At 45.0% G+C, this 6,209-nt stretch carries 7 protein-coding genes and 1 tRNA gene; 1 reads left to right on the plus strand and 7 read right to left on the minus strand.

Annotated elements, in window-relative coordinates; genetic code table 11:
- Position 1: 1 nt before the first annotated feature.
- The 6 genes from nusA to G588_RS0101235 form a co-directional block, all read right to left on the minus strand.
- On the minus strand, positions 2 to 1,192 hold the full coding sequence (nusA, locus tag G588_RS0101215) for a transcription termination factor NusA (RefSeq protein ID WP_022776932.1): 1,191 nt from the start codon (positions 1,190 to 1,192) through the stop codon (positions 2 to 4).
- Between the two features lie 18 nt (positions 1,193 to 1,210).
- Positions 1,211 to 1,672, minus strand: a complete 462-nt coding sequence (gene rimP / locus G588_RS0101220; protein ID WP_022776933.1) for a ribosome maturation factor RimP — start codon at positions 1,670 to 1,672, stop codon at positions 1,211 to 1,213.
- 121 nt (positions 1,673 to 1,793) lie between these two features.
- Positions 1,794 to 3,638 carry a glycoside hydrolase family 36 protein gene (locus tag G588_RS0101225; RefSeq protein ID WP_022776934.1) on the minus strand — a complete coding sequence of 615 codons (1,845 nt, stop codon included), beginning with the start codon at positions 3,636 to 3,638 and terminating at the stop codon, positions 1,794 to 1,796.
- Positions 3,639 to 3,734: 96 nt separating this feature from the next.
- Positions 3,735 to 3,926: a hypothetical protein gene (locus tag G588_RS18705; protein ID WP_022776935.1), complete on the minus strand. Its 192-nt coding sequence runs from the start codon at positions 3,924 to 3,926 to the stop codon at positions 3,735 to 3,737.
- A complete protein-coding gene (locus G588_RS18710) occupies positions 3,923 to 4,840 on the minus strand; it encodes a metallophosphoesterase family protein (RefSeq protein ID WP_022776936.1) in 918 nt (305 codons plus the stop codon). The genes G588_RS18705 and G588_RS18710 overlap by 4 nt, the downstream gene beginning before the upstream one ends.
- 3 nt (positions 4,841 to 4,843) lie before the next feature.
- A complete protein-coding gene (locus tag G588_RS0101235) occupies positions 4,844 to 5,338 on the minus strand; it encodes an NUDIX domain-containing protein (RefSeq protein ID WP_022776937.1) in 495 nt (164 codons plus the stop codon).
- Positions 5,339 to 5,823: 485 nt separating this feature from the next.
- Between G588_RS0101235 and G588_RS0101245 the strand changes: the two genes are divergently transcribed.
- Positions 5,824 to 6,069, plus strand: a complete 246-nt coding sequence (locus G588_RS0101245) for a cation:dicarboxylate symporter family transporter (RefSeq protein WP_022776939.1) — start codon at positions 5,824 to 5,826, stop codon at positions 6,067 to 6,069.
- 47 nt (positions 6,070 to 6,116) lie between these two features.
- Here the strand turns inward: G588_RS0101245 and G588_RS0101250 are convergent.
- A tRNA-Glu gene (locus G588_RS0101250) sits at positions 6,117 to 6,188 on the minus strand.
- Positions 6,189 to 6,209: the final 21 nt, after the last annotated feature.

Consider the following 6,209-nt stretch of genomic DNA (forward strand, 5'->3'; position numbering starts at 1 on the left):
ATTATTCCTCTGTTTCTCCGGCTTCCTCAGATTCCTCGTACTCGCCTTCCTCGTACTCACCCTCTTCGTACTCGCCTTCTTCGTACTCCTCGTACTCCTCATCATAATCTTCGTCATCCAGATAATCTTCCATTCTGAATCCGGGAGCATCCTTAGCCTGAGTCTCGCTCTTGATATCGATCTTGTAGCCTGTAAGTCTTGCTGCAAGTCTTGCGTTCTGACCTTCCTTACCGATGGCAAGTGACAGCTGATAATCAGGAACAACAACCTTGGCGCTCTTCTCATCGGGATCAGCAAATACTGCTACGATCTTGGCAGGTGAAAGAGCATTCTGAATAAGGTTACCGGGGTTCTCATCCCAGTTGATAACATCGATCTTCTCGCCGTTAAGCTCATCAACGATGAGATTAACTCTAGCGCCGTTAACACCTACGCAGGCACCAACCGCATCAACGTTAGGGTTGTTGGAATATACGGCAATCTTGGTTCTGCTGCCGGCTTCTCTTGCGATTGACTTGATCTCTACTGTTCCGTCCTGAATCTCGGCAACTTCCTGCTCGAAAAGTCTCTTAACAAGATCGGGATGTGTACGGGATACAAGAATTCTGGGTCCCTTGGAACCGTTCTTAACCTCAAGAACGTATACTCTGATACGCTGTGTAGGTCTGTAGGTCTCTGTCTTAACCTGCTCGTTCTCGTTCAAAAGAGCATCTGCACGGCCCAGGTTGATGCTGACATTTCTTCCTACAAATCTCTGAACAACACCGGTTACGATGTCATGCTCCTTCTCGAAATACTCGTTATAGATAGCACCACGCTCTTCCTCACGGATCTTCTGAAGAATAACGTTCTTGGCGTTCTGGGTAGCAATACGTCCGAATTCCTTGGAATTAAGAGGAACCTCAACCATATCGCCTACTGCAGCCTTCTTGCTGATCTTCTTGGCATCATCCAGGGAGATCTCGATCATAGGATCCATAACGTCATCTGCAGTCTCAACTACTTCCTTCTCTGCGAAGCATCTGAAGTCGCAGTTGTTTCTGTCAACCTCAACTCTTACGTTGTCTGCCTTGCCGAAGTTATTCTTGCAGGCTGTGATAAGTGAATTCTCGATTGCATCAAACAGAGAATCCTTGCTGATGTTCTTCTCCTTCTCCAAAAGGTCAAGGGCATCCATTAATTCTTTACTCATGGTAATCTCCTTTTTTAATCAAAAATCAAGTGCAAGTTTGATCACTGATATTTCTTTTCTTACAAAAACTTCATCTGTTCCATTTATATCAACGGTAACTGTGGTCTCATCAAAACCCTTAAGTGTACCGGCAAACTCCTTAACTCCCTCTCTGGGCTTAAAGAGCTTGAGCTCAACATCCTGTCCTATGCTGTTGGCAAAATGTCTGTCCTTCTTGAGCTGTCTTCCAAGTCCGGGACTTGAAACCTCAAGTGTATAGGCCTCTTCAATAAAATCGTCGGCATCCAGCGCATCCGAAAGTGCATGATTCACATCCACGCAGTCATTGATGTTGACGCCGCCTTCCTTGTCGATATAGGCCCTTAAATACCATTCTCCCGCTTCCTTGACATATTCAACGTCGTAGATGGAAACACCGCATTTCTCAGCGATGGGAGTAAGGAGAGCCTCGGTCTTAGCTTCAATATCGCTCTTCTTCATAAAAACGTATACCTCATTAAGTACATGCATGACAACCAATTGTCTATGCAGCAAAAAAGTGGGCTCTTCGCAAGCCCACTTCCTAGTTCCACGCTTAAAATACCACAAAAACGACTTTTCGTCAAGTCCCTATTATCATAGCATTAGCAGAAAAGTCACTTTCAGCCCTTCCAAACTCCGCAAGCACCCTTTTCCCCTCGGGAATCACATAGGTATTGTCAGAGGAATCAGCAAATCTGTGGAAAAGAACCAGTTCCTTATCCTGCCACTTTCTTACATAAAGCTGATTGCCTGTAGGATTGTTGTAGCTGTTTGTGGTGTACTGCTGCAGCGTAGTTGTGCCGTATTTTATAATATCCTTTGCCTTATCATAAAATTCCATGCCGGCCTTTACGATATCCCACTGCCAGTCCGCCAGATCATAAATATCACCACTAAGGCACATTCTTCCAAAAAAGGTGTTAATCAGAGAATACTCAAGGCGGGTCCTGTCATCATCTTTTCTAAGCACCGCCCAAACTTGCGTCTGATCAGGCCTTATCACCCTGTGCACATTTGCCGCAATAAGAGGAATTGCCTTGGTCTCATGGGCATCTGAAAAGCTTGCCTGACTTGCAATCTCCATCATTGAATAAACAAGTCTGTGGCCGCCGCTGGAACAATTCTCTATTACCAGATCCGGAATCTCTTCCTTCATTTTTTTAAAGAACTTCCTTGTTCCCTGAACCTTGGTAAAAAGAGCTTCTCCAAGACTGTCTCCGCCATCGCAGCCGATTCCTATGGAGTCGTTATAGTCCACCTTAATATATCCAAAACCGCAATCCTTAAGGTGTTTAATCACCTTCTCTGACAGATGCTCGATAACCCACGGATTCTCCATATCCCAGAAACGGCGTCCCGCAACAGTCAGGGGATATCCGTCCTTTTTAAGCAGATATTCCGTTTTATCAAAATAAGGGCTGTGAGGTCCCACAACCTCCATCTCATACCAAAGTCCCGGGATCATGCCCTTGGACCTTATATAATCCGCAGCTTCCTTCATACCATTGGGGAAAATATCCCTGTTCACTTCCCAGTTGCCTACGCTCTCAGCCCAGTCGTTCTTAAGCCCGTACCAGCCGGAATCAATGACAAAATACTGGATTCCTTTGCCCTCAAGAACATCCGCCTGTTTTCTGATGCTATCAATGGTAGGATTGCCCCAGCTGGTGCAGTATTCGTTAAACATGATACCCATGTGATCATCCACGGGTGAAATATCCGGATGCTGCGCCTTCACCAGTTTGTCGCACACCTCTTCCAGAGAACTGCCTTCAGCAATAATGGCATCCGGGGTTATAAAGCTCTCCCCCGGCGCAAGTTTTTTTATCCAGTGGCCAAAATCCCTGTCTGCTATTCCGCCCATCACAAGAAATTCCTGGGTTTTCTTGCATGAAACCTCTATCTGCCAGGAGGAAGCAAGTCCCATAAGGATTCCCACAATATGTCCGGACTCAGAATTCTCAAGAGCCACGAAAGGAAAATACTTTCTCACAGGCATAGAGCCCACATTTCCAAATTTGAACACTCTTGTGGAGCAGCCATTCCAGGATTTTTCCAGATGAAGATCTTCTATAGTCTCAGTCCTTAGCTTGCCCTCCGCACTCCAGAAGCTAAGGAGCCTGTGGATCTTGTCAGCCTTTACTCCGGATAATGCAAAAGAAGCGATCATCTCAAGCACAGCTTCTTTGTCACTGCCGTTCACAAATTCCGCGAAAACTCTCTTTGCGGCATTATCTTCCTTTTCATGAACCTTAAGAATATGGTGCCTGTCATCCTCATATGTATCCAAACGCTCTTTTCCCGTATCTGCAGAACCGGTTTTCTTAAGTCCCCAGAAGGTATCACTGGAGCACATACTCATGCCGCAGGAAAAACCGCCCGCATATCCATCTCCCAATAGTTTTACTTCACCTATAAGTTCCATATCTTACTCCTTATGAACATTATATTCGCTATATCATCTTTTATTGTATAATATTGTGTATGTTCACAGAGGTGACAAACCATGTCAAAATCATGTTCAAGCGCCAGTTCTCCCGAATTTCCACGCATACTTGTCGACTTCATCGGGGGGCGAACTTGCTTCATACTTCATGAAGTCATATATCGTCTGTATTTCCCACTCAGAAATATTGGGATAATCCGACAGTTTTTTATACAGCACGCCATCCCAACATTCCGTAAAGTGAAATTCGCCGATCTTTATCTTCATGCCCGCTCCCTGTAATCCGGAATCCCTACAATCTTTGCGGCCTCGGTAAAATATTCTTCCTCGATATAAGGCCAGGTCACAGGCTCCTTTGTGGCCTCTTCCTGGAGACTTGCGGCTTTTTTCAAAAAGTCCACAGTGATGTCTTTGCCTGTTTTCAGCACATAAACGTTGTTGGCAATAAACCATTTTCCCTTATCCATAAGGCCCTTTTCATAAAGAGCATCAATAACATAATCCACATCATAGGGGATATTTAAAAGCTCCGCTTTCCATGAGGGGCCTTCCGGTTCGTTCTCATCATAGCCGTGAAGAATCAGGCACTGGGCCTGTCCCGGGGCATGTATGGCTATTCCTGTGGAGCCGGTGTTGAAATAGTGCTTTCCCTCTGCCTCAAGCTCAGTCTGAATATGGGTGTGAGCGGCAACAATATAGTCGGTATCAACCTTCTTAAGCCAGCTCTCGGCACTGCCATCCTTGGCCAAAAGAAGCTCCCGGCTGTTTTCCGGTGAACCGTGGCAGCAAATTATGGCAGGATAGCCCGGGCAATCATACTTAAAAGAAATTGGCATGGATTCGAAGAAATCCAGATCCTCGTCCGTCAGCAGTTCATAGGTGTAAAGAAGGTTGCCACAGGCTGAATTGTAGATCCAGAGCGGTTCATCGGACTCCCCGCGAATAACCTTTCTCTGCCCCAGAAGATAATCCTCGCGATTTCCCCTTATGGCAGTCACCTTGTATTTTCCCATGAGTTCCCGCATATACTGCATTGTCTCAACAGCGTCGGTGGTATCGGACACATAGTCCCCCAGGAGAAAAAACTCTGTGATTCCCCTGCCAATCATATATTCCGCCGCTGCCTTAAAAGCGGTGTAGTTGCTGTGTATATCTGAAATTACGCCTATCTGTTTTGTCATTTTTCACACCAAATATTCTTTACACTTGTCAAAATGCATTCCGGAGCAATTGTTTACTCTGGCTATCACAGGCTCCACCTCATCCAGCTTGTACCACTTAAGGTCGTCCACCTCTACAGAATCTGCGAAGTCGCTCTTATTTACATATGCGATGAAGCCGATCATGATAAGCTGCTTGAGTTCAAAATAGTAACTGGATACATACTGGCATCTGTTTACTGTCTGGCCGGTCTCTTCCTTTACCTCTCTGGCCACAGCTTCCTCGATGGTCTCCCCCTCTACCATGTAGCCTGAAACTACAGTCCACTTATCCTCGGATATGTAGTTCTGCTTAAGGAGAAGAACTTCGTTGAGCTCGTTCACCACCAGCACTTCCACTACAGGCAGGGGATTGTTGCCGTATATTCTTTTGCAGGCTGGGCAGATCTTGCAGTCGTCATCCCCAAGTCTTATTTCATCAAGTTTATGTCCGCATTCTGCGCAGTATTTAAAAATCATTGTTGCTCTCCTTTATATGTTTACTTGTGCCAAGCATAATACATGCCCTAAGGGCATAGTCAATCACTCATTTTCTTAGAATGATCATCTCTCCATTTTTATAGTGAAGACTTGATTTATCTTCTTTGAATCCGTTCTGCTTCATAACCGATATCAGTGTATGCATGAAAAATCCATGGGTAACCAAGGGGCAATCTGAGTTCCGCTCTCGCACCACTCTTTCATCATTTCATTGAACTGCTCGAAATAAACCAAATCCGGTTTTGCCAAATACAGTTTCATTTTAGGCATTTTCATCCCAAATAGTACTCCTTATCCTCTTTTCACAATCATAGCCCTTATTATATTAGATATTATCTGAATTTGAGAAGTCGCAAATGTCATAAAGCCGCATCTATTCTATTATTGAATTCGCCCAATAAAACAAATATTGCTTCCATCGCAGTAGGTGAATCCAGCAAAAAAATCTGGACTTTACCATCGTCATGCTTTCTGTCAGCGTTCCCGGTATTCCCGGAGCAAATATGGTTTTCTTGAGCATTCTTCTTGCTCACCTGGAGGTTCCCGTTGAAGCAGTGGGCCTCGTTCTCGGAATTGATGCCATTCTCGATATGATAAGAACTGTTTCAAACACCACGGGAGATATTGCGGTATCCCTGATCGTGGCAAAAAGTGAAAACCTAGTAGATATGACTAAATGGGAAAAGAAAAATGGACAAAAAAAATCCTAAACCAAAGTGGCTTAGGAAATCGGGTTGGGCTGTTATAAAACATTCAATACCTCGTAGCGGAATCGAACCGCTGATTCTGCCGTGAGAGGGCAGCGTCTTAACCGCTTGACCAACGAGGCACGGTATATTGTCCACTGAAG

The sequence above is a fragment of the Butyrivibrio sp. AE3009 genome (genome assembly GCF_000420845.1).
Lineage (GTDB): Bacteria > Bacillota > Clostridia > Lachnospirales > Lachnospiraceae > Butyrivibrio.